The organism is Methanolobus sediminis, from assembly GCF_031312595.1.
GTDB classification, from domain to species: domain Archaea; phylum Halobacteriota; class Methanosarcinia; order Methanosarcinales; family Methanosarcinaceae; genus Methanolobus; species Methanolobus sediminis.
In genome coordinates, this window is record NZ_CP133592.1 from 1,210,145 (window position 1) to 1,229,594 (window position 19,450).

The 19,450-nt window shown below is 40.1% G+C and carries 11 protein-coding genes; 4 read left to right on the forward strand and 7 right to left on the reverse strand.

The window, feature by feature from the left end; translation table 11 throughout:
- Window positions 1-8: 8 nt before the first annotated feature.
- From RE474_RS05860 to RE474_RS05870, 3 genes are read right to left on the reverse strand one after another with little or no spacing between them, the layout of a single operon-like run.
- Window positions 9-290: a hypothetical protein gene (locus RE474_RS05860; RefSeq protein WP_309312031.1), complete on the reverse strand. Its 282-nt coding sequence runs from the start codon at window positions 288-290 to the stop codon at window positions 9-11.
- On the reverse strand, window positions 287-481 hold the full coding sequence (locus RE474_RS05865; protein WP_309312032.1) for a cbb3-type cytochrome oxidase assembly protein: 195 nt from the start codon (window positions 479-481) through the stop codon (window positions 287-289). The genes RE474_RS05860 and RE474_RS05865 overlap by 4 nt, the downstream gene beginning before the upstream one ends.
- A gap of 6 nt (window positions 482-487) precedes the next feature.
- Window positions 488-3,337, reverse strand: a complete 2,850-nt coding sequence (locus tag RE474_RS05870) for a cbb3-type cytochrome c oxidase subunit I (protein ID WP_309312033.1) — start codon at window positions 3,335-3,337, stop codon at window positions 488-490.
- Between the two features lie 218 nt (window positions 3,338-3,555).
- Here RE474_RS05870 and RE474_RS05875 point away from each other — a divergent pair, with 218 nt between their 5' ends.
- Window positions 3,556-4,152, forward strand: a complete 597-nt coding sequence (locus RE474_RS05875) for a PGF-CTERM sorting domain-containing protein (RefSeq protein ID WP_309312034.1) — start codon at window positions 3,556-3,558, stop codon at window positions 4,150-4,152.
- Window positions 4,153-4,238: 86 nt separating this feature from the next.
- Here RE474_RS05875 and RE474_RS05880 read toward each other — a convergent pair whose 3' ends face one another.
- Window positions 4,239-4,550 (reverse strand): metal-sulfur cluster assembly factor, encoded by a 312-nt coding sequence (locus RE474_RS05880; RefSeq protein WP_309312035.1) that lies wholly within the window; start codon window positions 4,548-4,550, stop codon window positions 4,239-4,241.
- Window positions 4,551-5,325: 775 nt separating this feature from the next.
- On the opposite strand from RE474_RS05880, the gene RE474_RS05885 reads away from it, so the two are divergent.
- The 3 genes from RE474_RS05885 to RE474_RS05895 all read left to right on the forward strand — a co-directional run bounded on the left by RE474_RS05885 (window position 5,326) and on the right by RE474_RS05895 (window position 10,291).
- Entirely contained in the window at window positions 5,326-5,661 is a 336-nt protein-coding gene (locus tag RE474_RS05885) for a PGF-CTERM sorting domain-containing protein (RefSeq protein WP_309312036.1), read from the forward strand.
- A gap of 292 nt (window positions 5,662-5,953) precedes the next feature.
- Complete coding sequence (locus RE474_RS05890) at window positions 5,954-6,784, forward strand: CbbQ/NirQ/NorQ/GpvN family protein (protein ID WP_309312037.1); 831 nt, start codon at window positions 5,954-5,956, stop codon at window positions 6,782-6,784.
- Window positions 6,785-6,868: 84 nt separating this feature from the next.
- Window positions 6,869-10,291, forward strand: coding sequence for a nitric oxide reductase activation protein NorD (locus tag RE474_RS05895; protein WP_309312038.1), 3,423 nt, complete (start codon window positions 6,869-6,871; stop codon window positions 10,289-10,291).
- Between the two features lie 41 nt (window positions 10,292-10,332).
- On the opposite strand, the gene RE474_RS05900 is transcribed toward RE474_RS05895, so the two are convergent.
- From RE474_RS05900 to RE474_RS05910, 3 genes are all read right to left on the reverse strand, one after another.
- A complete protein-coding gene (locus RE474_RS05900) occupies window positions 10,333-17,370 on the reverse strand; it encodes an MA0829/MM1976 family S-layer protein (protein ID WP_309312039.1) in 7,038 nt (2,345 codons plus the stop codon).
- Between the two features lie 283 nt (window positions 17,371-17,653).
- Complete coding sequence (locus RE474_RS05905) at window positions 17,654-18,094, reverse strand: hypothetical protein (protein ID WP_309312040.1); 441 nt, start codon at window positions 18,092-18,094, stop codon at window positions 17,654-17,656.
- 252 nt (window positions 18,095-18,346) lie between these two features.
- Window positions 18,347-19,390, reverse strand: coding sequence for a DUF2278 family protein (locus RE474_RS05910; RefSeq protein WP_309312041.1), 1,044 nt, complete (start codon window positions 19,388-19,390; stop codon window positions 18,347-18,349).
- Between the last annotated feature and the right edge of the window lie 60 nt (window positions 19,391-19,450).

Sequence of the window (19,450 nt, forward strand, 5' to 3'; positions counted from 1 at the left end):
GTCACCATTCACATTGAAATACTTCCAAACTCAGCCCAGTGTGCAATGAAGTAAGCCACTGTCCACACAAATAGTATAAAGTAGATCACATATAGGAAAATTGTGATAGGTCCATGGGATTCAGCTATCACTCCTCCAAACTCCTCTGCATGTGAATTTGCATCTTCCAGACTGTAGTGGTCCCTGTTCTTTGCGCTCAGCCAGACAAATATCAGGCTTGACAGCACTACGAAAACAGTTAGCCATACCAGAAAATTCACATGGGATGCGTACTCCATGGTAAAACTCATATTATCTCCCCCCTTACTTCATCCGGTTCATCCGTACCCGTTCTACCCGGCCTGTCGATCTCAAGCATTCTATATTTTGCCTCTTCTATGTCATTGAACTGACCGGTCTTAATTCCCCATATTAAAAAACCAAGGAAAATGAGGAATAATGAAAATGCTACCACAAGCATTGACAGATTATATTCATCCATAAAATATCAGCTCCTCATATTTCTTGCATAGTCACTTTCATACAATGGACCCCACTTTGCATTGTAATCATCTGTTGTGGCGAAATTCTGGATATAGAATATCGTCATGTATACCTCCTCATCACTGAGAGCATACTTCCATGGAGGCATATTAGTGGTCTCCACACCCTCTTTTACCTTCCAGACATATTGTCCGTAGTATTGGAAATCACCACCGGATTCTGTGAAATTTGCAGGCTCCGGATTGATATATCCTCCCGAACTCAGAATAGAGGCAACACCATCCCCCTGTCCTTCAACACCGTGACACTGGGAACAGTACAGGTTAAAGAGATTCTGCCCTGTCTCAAACTGTTCCTGTGTTCCCTCGATAGGTGGGGTGATATGTGTCTGGTTCGAGAAATTAATTGCTTCGGCATCGGACACATCACCGCTAACGGTCCTGATGGAACCTGTTGCAAAGCTCATCTCATAGAAATTCGTCATCCAGATTTCAGTCTCGTTCATGCTCAGTTTCCAGCTTGGCATTGCTGTACCAGGAACACCTTCGCTTACACGCCAGAAATGATAGGAATCCCCTGGCTCCGGCATATAGCTCAGTATCCTCTCATGAAGATTGGCAGGTTGGGTCACAACATGTCTTGCATATGGGCCCTGTGCATTTCCTGAACATCCATGACATGTCAGACAACGTTGTGTGTAGGTTTTCTTACCTTCTTCAAATACAGCGGCAAATTCCTCACCTGTAGCCTGATCTCCTGTATATGTCTGGTCACTTGAATTATAATTCATCATGGCAGCAGACATATAGCTTGCATAAGGCTGATCTTTGCCCTGATATTCATACGGCACTTCAGGATGGAAACTCATCTCATCAAGATTGTATGTTCCAAGATTCTGGATATACGCAACCAGCTGATCAAGTTCAGTATCTGTGAGGAAGTCGAATGGAGGCATAATAGAACTCGGGCTTGTGGTTCTTGCATCCCTGTCATGCAGGTAATGCCAGCCTGTAGGCCTCATTCCCCCTATCTGGGACAGGTCCGGACCTGTACGCTCCGTACCCAGCAGATGAGGAGAGTCATAGTAGTAATCACCCTGTTCGGATATTCTTCCGATAGCCCAGTCCTGTGGTCTTACAAATTGTGAATGACAATAGAAACAACCCATTTCTGTATAGATTACTCTTCCCTTTTCTTCATCTACGGTATATGGATGTGCCATGTCCGTGGCATTTACGGTATCAAGATTAAGTGCCGGCATAGCAACCACCATCCAGGTCATCAGAAGGAAGAGAGCCAGCCCGCCGAATACTATAACAGGCATGCTCATAGCATGTTGGGACCTTTTTTGTAATGATGAATGTGGCCTGGAGCTTTGTTCAGAGGATATACTGAAGATATTCTCCTCAACATGAGGCTCCTTTGAATGTGTAAATGTCAGCAGGGTGTTATATGCAAACACATATCCTGCTACCACGACCAGCCCGCCGCCCATGGCTCTGGTAACATACCAGAACTGCAGTAGCTTTAGAACAGGAGCTACGGTGATATTCTGGAACCATGCTGAATTGGCTACCAGTCCTGCTATTGTCATGGACAGGAAAAAACCGGTAAATCCTATGAGTGCAAGCCACCAGCTTATGCTCATGAGCCTGTCACTGTATATCTTCGTCCTTGTTATCTTAGGTATCAACCAGTACATCATTCCCACTGCCAGGAAACCAAAACCTCCAAGTATTGCCAGATGGGCATGTCCCACTGTCCACTGTGAGAAATGCAGGAATGAATTGGTGCTTCTCAGACCCTGATAAGCTCCCTGGATGGAAGTGAGAACATAGAAGAAGAAACCTGTGACTATGAATCTGAAAGGAATGTCCTTTGTGAAAGTATCCCATGAACCCCTGAGGGTCATACCCAGATTGACTGCAAAAGTAACCACAGGCACAAGCATCAGAATGCTCATGACAACTGCGATAGTCTTCACCCATTCAGGTATTGCTGTTTGCAGCAGATGATGACCACCTACACCTGTGTAGAAGAAAGCGATGGTAAAGAAACTTATAACCGAAAGAAGGTGACTGTAAAGAGGTCTGTTAATGATACGTGGGACTGCATAGTACCATGTACCTATTCCAAGAGTGGTGAACCAGAGTCCAAGAACATTGTGTCCATAGTACCAGTTGAATATGGAATCAGTAATACCCTGAAGTGCACCGGACGGTGGGTTCCACATGACATTACCAACAAAATAGACAATCGGGAACCAGATGAATGTACCTGTGTAGTACCAGGTAGAAACATAGAGTTTTTTCTCGGTCCTGCGTCCGAAAGTGGACAGGATGTTGTAGAGTATCAACAGCAATGTAATCATTATAAGAACATCGATGGACCATGGAAGTTCTGCATATTCCCTTCCCTGTGTATCACCAAGGAAGAGGATCATCAGTATTCCTGCCAGAAGAGCGAAGTTCCAGAGTACAGCGGATATCTTGGCGAGTCTGGCACTATATATTTTAGTGTTTACAAGTCGTGGAATAGCCCAGAACATACCACCTATCAGAGCCGATGAAACGAATCCAAAAAGCACACCGTTGACATGAGCAGGCCTTATCCTGCCAAATGTAAGGAAAGCCGCATCACTTAAGAAATAGGGCTGGAAGAATTTAATCGCAAGTATAAATCCCAGTGTGGCAAATATCGGGAACCATAATAATGATCCTATAAACCAGTATTTTACCGCATCGTCGCCTTCCAGAAATTTGTCTCCGGCAAGTTCGTCCCTTATATCGTTTGCCTTGTGTTCATTTTGTGATGACGGAACGCCATCATCCTGCAGATTACTTTCAGACTCCAATCTATAACCTCCCCGATAGAAATTCAAAAGAGTTTTTCAAATCATAAACCCCTTGAAATATCCCACATAAATTTGTTAAGGTGATACTATTTATTCCTATCTAAAAAGAATATTGTGCAATCAAATGAAAAACGATGTGATGCGACTATGTGGTTTGAGGTTACACATCAGAACATAAACAGACTTAAATACAAGGCTATCAGCATATTAATATTGAAATGTGGGGTGATAATATAAAAGACAGAAAAATTATAGTTGTATTTTTACTTGTAGCGATAACTCTGGCCTGTGCATCTGTGGCATCAGCAGAATCCAGATTTCTGAGCAGTTTCAATCAACAATATGATACCTCTGGTACGGTACTGGATTCATGTGATGTCTGCCACTCCGGACCGAACGGTGGTTCGCTCGATTCCTATGGAAGGGCATATTCTGGGAGCGGAAGGAACTTTGCATCAATAGAGGATCTTGATTCAGATGGTGATGGGTTCACCAATATTGAAGAGATAGAGGCTCTGACATTCCCGGGAGATTCCAGCGATTATCCTGAGGTCACAGCGGTGACGATATCTGAACCAATTGTAAATGAAACAGATACGACTGCCAATGAAAGTGTAGAGGAACAGGATGAATCAGAGGAAACTGAGATAGAGGATATGGAAGAAGAAACAGAAGATGTAGAGGTAGAAGAGGAAACAGAGGACATGGAAGAGATGAACAATGAAACTTCATCAGATGCACAATCTCCTGGATTTGAGGCTATTTTTGCAATTGCTGGAATACTATCCGTGATATATCTGAATAAGCGAAAGTAATCGGGAAGGTTCTGTGGCATTATATGCCATCAGAACTAACAATTTATTTTTATGCGGCCCTAATTTTGAAGTTCCTCATTCGGAACTCATCCTTCTTTTTCATCAAAACCCATTTTCTTTTTTGCCTTATCCGACATCTCGTCCGGGGTCCACTGAGTATCAAAGACGAACTCGACCTCAACATCCCTTACACCTTCAATGCCCAGAACCTTCTGTCTGACATCATCACCTATTGTCCTGTACATCGGACAGCCGGGACTTGTGAGGGTTAGTTTGATGTGAACACTGTCACCTTCTATCTCTATATCTCTAACAAAACCCAGGTCCACAATGTTTATCGGTATCTCGGGGTCATAGCACTCCCGGAGAACGTCCATTACTTCTTCCTCTGTGACCATAGCTACCACTCCCTGTTCAGTTATTTGTTGGCCAATCCCTGATTAGAATTTTATCCAGCATGCTATAAAGACGTTTGTGAGAGGAAATGGAAAACTGATATCCGTTCCTGCAATTCAGAAAGTTGGCAGATAGCAAATATCACAGATCATTTTCTCATAATATTCTTCGTATATTTTAATAAAAAACTAATTTGACAAAATATTAATACAATGTTTGACACCGTATTATATGGTACATATGAGTGACAATGGCAAGTCAAGCACCATGGGAATTATGCTTGTAATTCTCCTATATATCGCAATGATAGTTGCCATGGGGTTAGCTGCAGGTTATATTAATCTTAAATAAACGCAGCATTTGTACATAGTTACTATAAACATTAGCAACTGGAGTATCATGGTGAGTTGAAACTATACTCCTTTAATCAGAACAAAAATACCTTGTTTTTTCAATTTATAGAGTCTTTTTTGATTATTTTCAGCCTTGGTTCGAGGTTAAACTCACATTTAAATTTACAACTACGATTCTTTATTAGAAAAATCGTTTGAAGAAATAATTAGATATTCTGTTGCTTATGGTTTTATGATTATTCCAGTTAAACTAATAGCATCTACATGAAAAACAATAAATAATTAAAAAGCAACAGTTTACTAGTTAAACACTTTTGGGGGTCTGAACATAAAATATAAACGAATAAGCATTTCATTACTGTTAGTAGTAGTAGCAACATTAGCAGGCATAAGTATCACATCAGCAACACCTGCAGCACTCGGAATGTTCAACGAAACATATAATTTAAGTGGTACTGATCTTGATTCGTGTAGCATATGTCATGGAGATTCAACTTTGACACCTTACGGTGCAGATGTACTGGCAAGTGGCTTGGATTTTGCATCAATAGAAAATAACGATTCAGATGAAGATGGATTCTCAAACATTGAAGAGATCAATGCCCTGACATCTCCAGGTGATCCCAATGACTATCCCGAAACAATGGTGGAAGAAGAAACTGCTAGTGAGGAAACATCCGATGCTAAGTCTCCGGGATTTGAAATTACCTTTGCAATAGCAGGCATAGCAGCACTCACATACCTGAAAAGAAGAAGATGAGACGAAAGATATAACATCGTTCTGAAACGATATTTATTCTAATTTTAAAATTGAACAGGTCCTTATGGACCCGTTTATCTTTTATCAATCAGAAGTAAAAATAACAGACATAGAACCATAGCTTTTTCAGAGCTTTTTTTTAATATCCGTAGATGACAACATATCCCTACTGAATTGTTCTGTAGTCTGAAATAGTGCACACATTCATATCTGATCTGGAATACAGAAACTCTTCCTGCACAGTACATTTAAACCAGAAAAGGATAGATACTACCATAAGAGGAGAATTGCTATGGCAATGAAATGCGCTTTATCCGAGGAACTGCCGGTTGATGAATATCTGATTACTGAAGAACCTTATTACGTACCAGTAGGCAACGAAGTGGAGATTTTTATAGCTGCTTACAGGAACAAACTTCCGGTAAACCTCAAAGGACCGACAGGTTGTGGAAAAACACGGTTCATGGAATACATGGCATGGAAATTACAGCGCCCTCTGATTACAATTGCCTGCCACGAGGACCTCACAGCAACCGACCTTGTGGGAAGATTTCTTATCAAAGGCGAGAACGTGGAATGGAGTGACGGACCTCTCACAAAAGCCGTTAAAAGCGGTGCTATCTGCTACCTCGATGAAGTTGTCGAAGCCAGAAAAGATACCATAGTAGTCATTCACCCGCTAACCGATGACAGGCGCATAATCCCTATTGATAAACTTGGAGTTATTGTAAAAGCACCTGATGAGTTCATGCTCTCGGTTTCATACAACCCCGGCTACCAGAGCATTGTCAAGGACATGAAACAGAGCACCAGACAGAGATTCGTTGCCATTGAATTCGATTATCCTCCTGCAGAACTGGAAAAGCAGATTGTAGCTCATGAGACACATGTAGACGAGCAAACAGCAGCCAGGCTCGTTGAAATCGGTCAGAGCATCAGGAACTTCAAACACCACGGTCTTGAAGAAGGTGTAAGCACACGTCTGCTCATCTACGCAGGCAAGCTCATCAAGGAAGGCATCGAAGCAAAAGAAGCCTGCAAAATAGCAATGTCGCAGCCTATTACTGATAATCAGGATCTGCAAAGAAGTATTGATGAGATCATTGCAGCGATTATGGGATAAATATAGGGATTGACGAATAGCGGGAATAAATGAGTACTGGAGTGAATCTGCACGCCAACCCACAACTCTGAAAAAAGAGAATCTATGAGTACTGAAAAAATTACAGGACTTATATTATCCAATTTCCCATCACTGGAAAGTCCACTGGTTTCTAAGCTTGCAACAGGATTTGACAATCTTGATGAGAATGCACTGGAAATTATACTCCACGCAGGAAAAGGTGCACAAAAAAGAGGAAAAAGAATCCTCATTGCTTATCTTGGGGCAGCACCCGGAGTATACAAAGCTCTTGGAAAAGATGAGTTCAACAACTGGCTTGAGCTTGCAAGAAAAGTATCGCTGCTTAGCATTTCATGTTGTGAAGGATTCTTCGACTCATCACCTGACATAATTAATAAAGGTGGATTTGAACTTCTCGAAAAATGGACCCTGAGAGGAATTGAACTATCAGAACAGAACAAATGGATAGCTATAGCCTATTTCAAATACACAGGAAAAGTTGTTGTCACAACAGAACCTGAAAGATTCCTGAAACTGGTCTCTCATGGAAGTGAGCTTGGAAAAATCAACACAAAAGTTGCAGAAGCCTATTTTGAACATCTGCTACAGCTAAGTTCTGTAATTGATGAAACTGACTTTGCAACCTACTGTGAGATCGTAGAAAAAATCAGTAGCATACACTGGCTTACAGGCATTGAACTTATCGATATCACTGAAAAGATATTAGCCGAAATTCCACCTCAGAAAAGGAAAAAGCTCCTTGTTTCTATGAAAGAAACATTGGAATGCGGAGAACTTGTCACAATGGCATTATTCAGAAATGCAGGAATAATTGTGGAAAAAACAGATGATGAAAAGCTGACAAAACTAATTGATTCCACCTGTAATCTTGCAAATGAAGATAAAAAAAGTGCAAGTTATTTCCTAAAAACATACTCCCAGCACATTGATACGCTGGAACTTTCCGAAGCATTGGAATGGATAGACAAAGGAAGCAGGGAATTAATAAAAAATAAAGATGCTCTAAGGCAGTTTATAACAGCGGCCTTTGCACTTGGAAAATACGAAAATACCACTCATAAGATAAGAGCAGCAATCGTAGATGCAGGAATCAAACTTGCAGACATCCAAGCCGAATGTCTTGAAAGCTATTTTGAGAATGCTTCAGCCGCCCACAACATTCTTGGCAAAGATATGTTCTCCATCTGGACAGAGATTGGAGAAGGCATCGCATTACAAGACCCGGATAGTGCCAGAGAATACTACGAAAGATCGGTTGCATCTTTATCAAAAATACCACTTCAACTGCATGAAGAAATATTAGGCATAGCTGATAAGCTTCTTCAAAAAGAAGGAGCTCTTGCCAGTACATTCTTTGCCAATTTAGGGAACTTTTCAGAGAAGAACAAACCTGAGAATGCTGATAAATGGGCGAACATAGGAAACAGAGTTTACGGAAAAGACAGGAAACTTGCACTGGATTTCTTTGCTAACTCACCCGGCCTTCTTGAAAAACTGGACATGGAAGAGCTGGAAGAGTGGACACTTAAAGGACTGGAAGCGGCAGAAGGGAAACAGCCTGCCGGAAAAGCCTATTTTTCACTTGAATCAAAAAGCTCCAGGGAACTTGTGGAAGAACTCACCGGTGCTGTAGCTCTAAAAAAAGTTGCTAACATTCTGAGATACTATGCCCTCGGTCTTTCAGGCAGCAATTTCATCATACGTTCCATGGCAGCCTTGCCTTTGCAGATAGAAGTTAAGGGCATGAACCCCATAATTGCAGGCAATACGATCTACCTCGCACCAAAGATGGGAGTTTATGAGAACATAGAGGACAATTTCAAGATCTACAAGCTCAGTGTGATGCATGAAGTTGGACATGCACGCTACAGTTCGCTGGATGTTGAACCGGAAAAGTTGAATGAACTGGAACAAAATATCATAGAAAGATATCCTCCTGCAAATTCCGATTATAAACAAGATGATGAAAATATTGATCTTGTGGACTTGCTCTCACTTTTTCCAAACCAGATACTTGCCGCAACCATCTTTGGAATACTGGAAGATGCGCGTGTCGAGTATATGATAATGGAGCACTACAGGGGAGTTCGTGCTGACCTTGAAGAAGTACGGTACAAGATGCTTTTAGTAAGAGAGATCCCTGAAGACGAACTTGAGAAGTTCATGGAAGGATTGCTGTGGATATCCACAGGACATGAGCCAGGTTCTGAACTCAGACTAAATGAAATTCTAACTGGAATTCTGAATGGTCTGCAAGATAAATTCAAAAACATGTTGTTCACTACGGAATCCAGCACTATTTCAACCTTCAAGCTGGCTTCTGAAATATACTGTTCTCTGGATGACAAACTTGGACCACTTGATGAGATCAACTACAGAATGATCAAAAATATCGCATATCGTGGGATGGATGTCGGTGCAACAGGGCAAACTGACCCAATGATGACAAAACCATACGAAAATGTCATCAAGAACTTCATCCCGGAAACTGAAGCTGACCTTACTGCCGATGAAGAAAGACCAAAGGAGCAGGCTACCGATAAACCCACACAACCTCTGGAAAATAACTGGCGCGTGCTTGGCAGTTACAAATATGATGAATGGGACAGTAACATCAACGATTATCGTTCGGAGTGGAGCACCGTCAATGAAATGGAACCCAGTGGAGGGAGCACTGCCCATTACAAAAAAGCAATGGAACGCTATGGTAATGAGATCTCACTTCTCAGGCACACTTTCAGCCTTATGAAACCGGAAGCATTCCATCGGAGGAAAGGACAGAATGACGGTACTGAAATTGATATTGATGCTTACACAGAATCCCTGATAACAAAAAAATGCGGAGCAAATCCTGATGAAGGAATGTACATCAGTTGGGACAAACAGGAGAGAGATGTTGCAACCCTGTTCCTAATGGATGTGAGCGCCTCCACACGCAAGATACTTGGAATGGATGGCAGAAGCATACTGGATGTGGAGAAGGATGCATTGATAATAATGAGCCAGGCACTTGAGAGCATTGGTGACAAGTATGCCATCTATGCATTCTCAGGAAAAAGCAAAGATAACGTTGAATACTTCAAGATCAAAGAATTCGATGAGAGATTCTCAGATGATGTTGCAAGGAGAATGAGCATACTGGCATCCGAATCCAACACACGTCTCGGACCAGCTATTCGCCATTCAATTAAGAAACTGGAAAAAGCCGGTTCAAGGACTAAAATGCTGGTTTTATTGTCTGACGGTGAGCCCTATGACAGAGCCAGAGGTGAGGATTCATACCAGGGCGACATTGCACAGGAAGACACCCGAATGGCAATCTCTGAAGGAAAAAATCGTGGAATGCACTTCTTCTGCATAACTGTGGATAAAAATCCGGGAGAATACCTCAACAACATATTTTCTGATGTTGGTTACACAATCATTGATGATGTATTGATGTTACCGGAAATGCTGCCGCTTTTGTATAAGAGACTGACAACATGAAATTAGTCAAATTATCCAAAAAAAGAAAATTGAACGGAGATTTAACTCCGTTTTTTGTACACAATAAATGCACCTACTAACAGGACGGAAATACCTCCCAGTATTGCCAGAATACCTGTAGAACTGCTAGATGATTCAGGAGCTTCTTTATTAGCATTATTTTCTACAGTTGTATCCTCAACTGACATAAGACTATCCTCTTCAACAATCTCAGTAGCTTCTGCTTCTGAACCTATTGCAAAAGGAGAGAATCCGGGGGTTTCACTCTCTAAGTAAACAAATTCATCGTCTTCCCCTGTTATAGAAGTTGGAAGTGCATTCCATGAACCATCTGAATATCTGTAGAGATATACTGTGCTTGCTTCGATGTTATTCTCTTCAAGCCATGACTTTTCAACCTTGAAAGTGATCAGCAGGTTCTCAACATTCTCAGGAGTTACGAAGCCGGATTTACCAACCCAGATGTTCATCTGCTGGTAGATAGTACCCGGTGCATCAACATCTGCAAATGAGGATCTATCCTTCAGTACTTCAACAATAGTAGAGATTGTGCCGGAGTTCTTCAGGGAATCGAACTGGACGGATGTGATACTGTTTCCTTCTTCAGTAAACACATAATTTACGTGAGAGTCCTTGTTGATGAAAATACTTATTACGTCTTTTACAAGAATATTTTCATATGCCTCACCAGTGGTTCCACCGCCACCACCGCCACCACCTGAGGAAGGGTTAGTTGTGTAGGTGGTGGAACCGGAAGCTATTGTGAATGAAGTACTGAATAAAGAAGGATTTCCTGCATTGTCTGTTACATATACAGACGTTGAGTGAGAACCAGCACTAAGTCCGGAAGCTGTATATGAAACACCAGATGTTGTCACCGTTGCACTATCAGTTAAATCCACACCATCAACTGAAAAGATAATTGAATTGAAGTTTATTCCTGTGCAATCATCTCCGTATGTGAAATGGATGTCTACTGAGGTCGTGCCTTCAACAAAAGGAGTACCTTCAGAAGGAGTTACACTTCCAAGAACTGGTGCTACGGAATCGATTCCTAATGCTGCATAGATAGAGAAGTGATCAACCGTTGCAACCCAGTAATCAGTATCATCTATAGTATCAACTATAGTATCATAGATTTCCCAAATACCTGTGCTTTCATTGAAGTAGCAAATAGAAACATCATCTGCAGTCATACCTTCGGGAATAATAGAGATATTCACAGGAATAGATATAGTTGCATTGAATAAGTTGTCGCTCATATCTGATCCAAGATGGACATCCAATATACAAAGACCAATGTAACCACTTGAGAGTTCAAGGAAAGGACTTGTACTCTCACTTACAATGATTGTATCATTGAAAGTACCATTTGCTGTGAAATTGATTTTTAAGCCACTTCCTGATTCAAAGGAACCTTTGCCTTCTGAAACTTCCACTAAAGTAATATGGGAATCTGTTTCAGCAATTGCCTGATTGCCTGCCATGTCTTGACCAATAACATTGATATTGTAAACATTAGAAGTATCAAGCTCGAAGATTCCACTCCAATAATCCCCATTTGCCTCCATATTCACACTGTTTCTATTGACAGTCACAGCAGGAATCGACTCTAATGATTCTGAGCTGCTTACATTTACATAGGCATGTGAATCATCGATCATCGAGATTGAACTATATAAGCATGGAGAAACTCTGTCTATATTTACTACGATATCTGATATTGTGGAGTTAGTGTTCTTTGCACCATCTTCTGCAACTACTGTTACATAATATTCCCCATCATCGGGAATCGATGATAGATTGAAGTAACCAATCCAATTTCCATCTTCATTGAAAGCACTTGAAGTTATCTCAAAATTGCTGAAGTTAGAGGATAGAATTACATCGACTGAACTGGGATTTCCCGGAGTGCCTGAAACAGAGACATTGACTGACAGTTCCAAGTTAGCGTAAACCATCTTATCTACAGTATTTGATCCACTTATGCTGTTAATTTCTATGGAAGGAATGGTATTATCTACAACTACTGGAACTTCCTTTGACGAGAAGTGACCATATAAATCAAAACTTGTCAGATTCAAGTAATATGTTCCACTTGGAACTGATTCACCTGTTTGATTAGTTGCATTCCAGGTTAATAGATAATCATCTGTACTTATGTATTCGGTCATATTTTTGGTGAAAACCGTATTTCCTGAACCATTCATAATAATGAATTCAGTTACACCTGGATACATATCACTGCTGTTGAGTATTATATCAACTGGATTGTTCACGCTTATATTGCTGTCAAATCCAACACTGATGTTGACAAAAGGAGCACCATCATCAACTATAATGGTTCCACTTACTTCAGGTGACCAGGCACCATCATCGTCCTGAACCTTGAAGTAAATTGTATGTGTACCAACTGAAAGAGCACTGGTGCTAAATTCAGCAGAAGTACTCAACTGACCATCAATGGTGGATCGCCAATTGTAACCAATGATAGTACCATCATTATCAACTCCATTACCAACAAAAGAGACTAGAGTGCCTTCTATTGTTGGGTTTGGTAATATTGAAGTAATGTTAGCTGTTGGAGCTTCATTAGAAATCTCATAAATGGTCAAACTAGCTGATACGATATCGGACCATTCTCCATCATCATCCTGAACCTTGAAGTAGATCGTATGAGTGCCTGCTGAAAGAGCACTGGTACTAAAACTGGATGAACTACTTAAATACCCGTCAATGCTTGAAGTCCAGTAGTATCCTGTCACTGTACCATCATTGTCAGTACCACTTCCAGAGAATGAAACAGATACACCTTCTGTGGCAGGATTTGGGGAAACACTGGTAATAGATGCCACAGGTTCCTCATTGTTTTCTGAAGCAGAACTGCTTTCATAATAATACTTTTCAACAAATGGATAGTACCTCAATGAAAGATCATCATCTGCAACTTTAAAGCTTAAGCCTTCTGCAATGTCAACTGTATCACCAATACTGAGAATAATAGTACCAATATTGTACATTTCTATGGTTGAACTGGAGATGCTATCAACTTCAAGCTCTCCAAACTCGTCACCTGCATCTATATAGATCACATTTTCGTAATCTATGAGATAGAGTCCTTCAACTACTACTAGGCTGTCCACCTGACCCTGGAATACATCGGTTACAAGTAACCTGAAGACTATTACATCATCAGTATTACCAACATCGGTGTCATAGGTCCATGTTGCTTCACCGCTTAATACATCGATTACTGCATCTTCTATGAATTCACCATCTTTGGAGAGTTCCATCCAGACCTTGTCACCTTCTACATCGATCTGCTTGGCGGTAAGTTCATAGCCACCTGCAAGCTCAAGGGCAGAACCTGTCCTAAGAGTGTACTTGTTATCATTATCAACAAGGAGCTTTACAAGTTCGTCAGGAGCTGAATCAGATACAGAAACATAATCTTCACCTAAGAAACCAATAAGAGGATATGTATATTGGTATCCAGCACCTTCAGCAGCGAAATTGGCAGCATATTCATTCTGCACAATTGTAGCATTATATCTTAATGTACCCTCAGGAATTACACGTCCTGAAATTTCTGTTACTGCAAGTTGCTCGGAACCAATATCATCATTGATATCATACCAGAAGCCGGCAAAGTTTGCAGGAGTCCATATATTTTCAGCAGTTGCAAGTTCTCCCCTTATAGTGTATAATCCAGATTCTGTGCACTCTTCCATTAGGTAGAACCTAAGTGCATTATCATCTGCAACCCGGAATTTGAGATTTTCTGCTAGATCAACAATACTATCCACACTTAGGATTATTGGAGCTGAATTCAGCATCTCGACTGAAGTACTAATACTGTTAACTTCAAGCTCTCCAAACTCATCACCTACATCTATATAGAGCACATTTTCGAAATCTATGAGATAAAGTCCTTCAACTACTACTAGGCTGTCCACCTGACCCTGGAATATGTCAGTTACAAGTACCCTGAAGACTATTACATCGTCAGTATTACCTATATCAACGTCATAGGTCCATGTTACTTCACCACCTGATACGTCAATTACTTCATCTTCTACGAATTCACCATCTTTGGAGAGTTCCATCCAGACCTTGGTACCTTCTACATCGATCTGCTTGGCGGTTAATTCATAGCCATCTGCAAGCTCAAGGGCAGAACCTGTCCTGAGAGTGTATTTGTTATCAGTGTCCAGAAGGAGCTTTACAAGTTCTCCTGCATCACTATCATCAGTTGGAACATACTTCTCGGCAAAGAGACCAATGACAGGATAGGTATATTGATAGGAACCTATAGCCTCAGCCGCAAAATCAGCAGAGTATTCTGTCTGCTGAATTGTTGCTGAATATCTCAGAGCTTCTGCAGGAATTGTGCGGTCATTGATTTCGCTTATTTCCATTACTTCTGAAGCGATATCGTCATCGATATCGTACCAGAAGCCAGCAAAGTTTGCAGCTGTGAATGTACACGGACCAGTATAAACTGGGCTTCTAATATCTAAATATGCATTTCCTGCACCAGACGAGGAATCTGAAGAAGATGATTCGCTGTTTATAGTTAAACTAGCTGATACGATATCGGACCATTCTCCATCATCATCCTGAACCTTGAAGTAGATCGTATGAGTGCCTGCTGAAAGAGCACTGGTACTAAAACTGGATGAACTACTTAAATACCCGTCAATGCTTGAAGTCCAGTAGTATCCTGTCACTGTACCATCATTGTCAGTACCACTTCCAGAGAATGAAACAGATACACCTTCTGTGGCAGGATTTGGGGAAACACTGGTAATAGATGCCACAGGTTCCTCATTTGGCTCTATGACTTTAATGTAATTAGTCTTAGTTATAGAATCCGAACCATAATTGTTAGATACATCCAGAATTACGGAGTAATTTCCAGCTACATCATACGTATGTGCAGGATTTTGCTCTGTTGAAGTTGCACCATCACCAAAGTCCCATGACCATGATGTTGGATTACCACTTGAACTGTCAGTAAACTGCACCTCAATTGGTGTTACACCACTGGTAGCATCCGCGTAGAATGAAGCAACTGGAGCCTGTCCACCTGTACTAGAGGTTGCAACTATCGCATAAACTCCTTTTGTAGTGGCAAGGAAAATATCATCGATGTTATCAGAATTGCAATCCAGCCAGCCAACAAGCTGGGCATATACCCAATCATCTGAAGAATATTGGGCATTCCATAGTTCATTTCCATTATTTCCATCTACAGCTGAAAATATTCCACCTTCATAATATATCCATTCATAAGTTGATTCATCATACCAGTTAAAGTAATACTCTATTTCTATAGTAGGATCTATCACAGAATCTCCATTCAAATCGGAAACAGAGTCTACCCACGAATAAACACCTACATACAGATTATCATCAGTTTCATCAATCGAAATATCAATTGATAGTGGATATGACTCATACCAACATTGACTTCCATCTGCTCCACTTAGAACTTTTAAGTTAACAATATAATCCGTGGTATCCACGGAATCCAAACTTGTTATAAAAACATCATCTTTATTGTCACCATTTATATCAGCACCAAGAAATACATCACCACTATCATCATAAAAACCATCGTATTCCCAGATAGGGTTACCATTGGAACCATCCAAAGTATTGATTGAAAATTCATATAAGGAATAGTCGTAGGAATATTCATCAGTGAACATATAAATATCCTCAACTGTATCATCATTCACGTATCCTGTTGAGAACCAATAATATTCATAATCACATGCTGATGTCCAAATCACAGAACCATCAACCGAACTTAAAAGTATTACTTCGCTTTCAGTTCCTATTACAATATCCTGGCCAATTGCTAGAATATCACATAAGTTGGATGAATATGTATTGCTCCATATTTCAGCACCATTTGTTCCTTTTAACATACGTAACTGTGTAGGATTACCATTTATTGCGAGTATTATATCTGGAAGACCATCCCCATCACAATCATCTACGATTTCGTATGTAAACCATGAATCAATAGTAGAGTAACTGAAAAATGGTGTGCCATCATATCCATTTACTAGGTGCAAAGTGTAATAGTCAGTATATGTCCAAGTATCGTCATCATATTCATAATCATATGAATAAAAAATTAAATCATTTACACCGTCACCTGTAAAATCGGTTGTAGTTACTTCTACATCACCTTCAAACGTATTTTCCCAAATTTTGAAACATGTCGATGAATCTAATGCAATCAAAGTCGTTTCATACTCATATTCATATTCGCCATTGATTTCAGTTTCATAGTCACAATATAAATACAAAATTACATCATCTGTTCCATCACCATTCAAATCTGAAAAATCATAATTAAAATAAGGGTAAACATACAAATAACTGGAATCTCTTGTAATATCAAAAGAATTATCTTTCCAGACATCTCCTGATTCACCACTCAGTATCTCCACAAAAACCGTTACTTGATTTTCACTGTTATGATCCTCATAACAGATGATTAATTCAGCTACACCATCTGAATTTAAATCATCATAAAGAGTCATCACAGAACTGATATATCCATAATATTTTTGCCAGATGATAGAACCATCTTTTCCGCTTCTCATGGTGAGCATATCATTATCAAAAATAACCACATCAAAAATACCATCATCGTTTACGTCATCGGATATGTCAACAACCACTTCTTCATACATCTCTGTATTTTCGTAGCTCCATAATATCTCTGCATTTCCATTCAATGTAAAAGTGTAGCTCGATTGCTCATCAGAAATAGAGCTTAACTCTATATCACTTTGTACACTAGCTGTTTCCGGCATAAAAGAACCATCTTCTGCAAGAATAGAACGTTCTTGATAGTCTCTTTCTTTTTCAGCAAGAGACATCTTTAAGTTAGAAAGAGTTACCATTCTCTCCTCAAATGTCATATCGGAAACATCAATGTCAGATAGACTAACTTGATCATATCCTTCAATATTACTATCATCAGCATTTACAATGCCTATACTAAATAATGCTAAAATTAGCATAAGCTCAATAAACAATATTCTAATATTTTTCACAGTACCACCTATCTTATAGTCTTGGAAAGAATGAAGTATGGCACTATATTAATTTTACTAAATAATCATATTTTAATAAATGATTAATAAAAATTCATAGATATATGTAGAACATATATCCACATGATATTACAGACTTTCCAAACGAAATAGACTGCCGAAATAAGGTCTAATGTCAACTCAAACCGAAAGTTGTTGTACAGTAATTAATAACATAAAAAGAGAGGAAAAGTAGATGAGATAAAAGATATGTGGATCTTCCACATATCCTGAATAGTCCTTTTTAGTAAGATGCATGAATTTTAGCAATAAGTGTTGTGTCTTTGGCTTCACTCCATTTAACATCAAGTGAAATATTGGCCTTAAAACCAGTCTTATGTTTGAAACTGATCTTATCACCTTTTTTGACACCTTTTTTATCCAGGATTGTGCTGCTGCCATCTTTAACAACAATATCCCAGGTGCCTTCATCAGGAGATGTGATCTCAAAGTTGCCGGAGATAGTGACCCATGCTGTAGTCTGGGAAACTGACTGGTGACCTTTTCCATTCTTGACATTGAGTTTGAAAGTGATGTCCTTTGTTGCTCCTAGTAGTACTTCTTCCTGAGACAGCTTTATCAATTTCTCTAACTGGGTATCAGTAATGCCAATATGCGCCATAATGTCATTGTGTACGGCAGTCATAGTTCCGGTAAGTTCTGTATTTTCTAGTTGTCCTGTCATTTTGTATCTCTCCTGTTTTACCCTTAACCAGCTGCAGCGGAATTTCATTCAAACAAATTCAATCTCTTTTGATAAAATATTAAGAAAGAACATTTGAAATTACATTGCGAATATATGTAACAAAATATAAAACTGTTTTGCATATTTTTAGTTATATGTGAAAAATATGAAAAAACATAATTAGAATACAAAATAAGCCTGCCTAAAAAGACATAGTAATCAGGTAAAAAAGGAAAAGGAAAACAGTAAGTATCAGAATACAATAGTCCAGCCGGCTCGAACCTCCCTGCTGCCGTACTTCACTTCATGCATAAGGTTATCCTGATTATCAAAGAGGCTTATGGTTCCACCGCTGTTGGACAACTTAACACCCTTACCTGAGAACAATATTCTTGTTCCCGCTCCTTCACGGATCTCGCCCCTAAGCATTGATCTGCGGCCTGAACCATCCTGAATAGACCAGCCGTCAATAGCAACTGGACTCGGGGAAGCATTGAAAAGTGTCACGGATTCCTTGCCTGAATCAACTCCATCAGGATTTACAAGAGCACCCACTATAACAACAGAACCGACCTCAATAGACTCCGGTTCTTCTACATCACATGTTTGAGATGAAGTTTCAGGGACTTTTTGTACAGGGGCATCAGGTAAACAGTGACCTGTCGTATCATCGGTGTTGAAGCACTGTGACTGGAATGCCAGGAAAATTGCAATCCAGCGGTTCTCTTCTGGCAAGTGGATAAGCAAACCGCCGTCCTGGTACGGTGCATCATCATCCTGCCATTTCTCTGAATTACCCTGGTTCATGTGAATATCATGGATACCGCTTCCGGGTCTGAATCCAAAGAAGCTGTCGGGTAAAAATGTCTCCGGACCCCATCTTTCTCCAAAAGCATAGAGCATGCCGCCATCCATGTCAGCAGCTTTCTCAACATACTTCTGGATAAGTTCATTAAGATCATTGGAAGGACTGGGAATATCACATTCCAAGGGCACCATTTTTGAGGTATCAAAAAGTCCTCCACGGACATAATCCTGTCGCAGGTTTCTTGAAGACCGGGCAACTTTCCTGTATCCCATTTCAAGTTGAGGGAGATTTTCAATTATAGGATTAATGAAATTATCATCGACAAAATAAAGCAACTCAGACGGAGCCACCCTGGAATTTACATTTACAGCCACACGGTGTTCGTTTTTTCCATCATCAACAAGTATCTGGAAATGAGCATTCCTGCCCTTGCCTTTTTTCCAGTCTTTCGGCTTCCCTTTCAATATCCCATAATTTTCAAGAGACATAGTGAAACTTACTCTGCGCCTGAATTAAAACTTTTCTGTGTTTTATTTCCAAGTTGATGA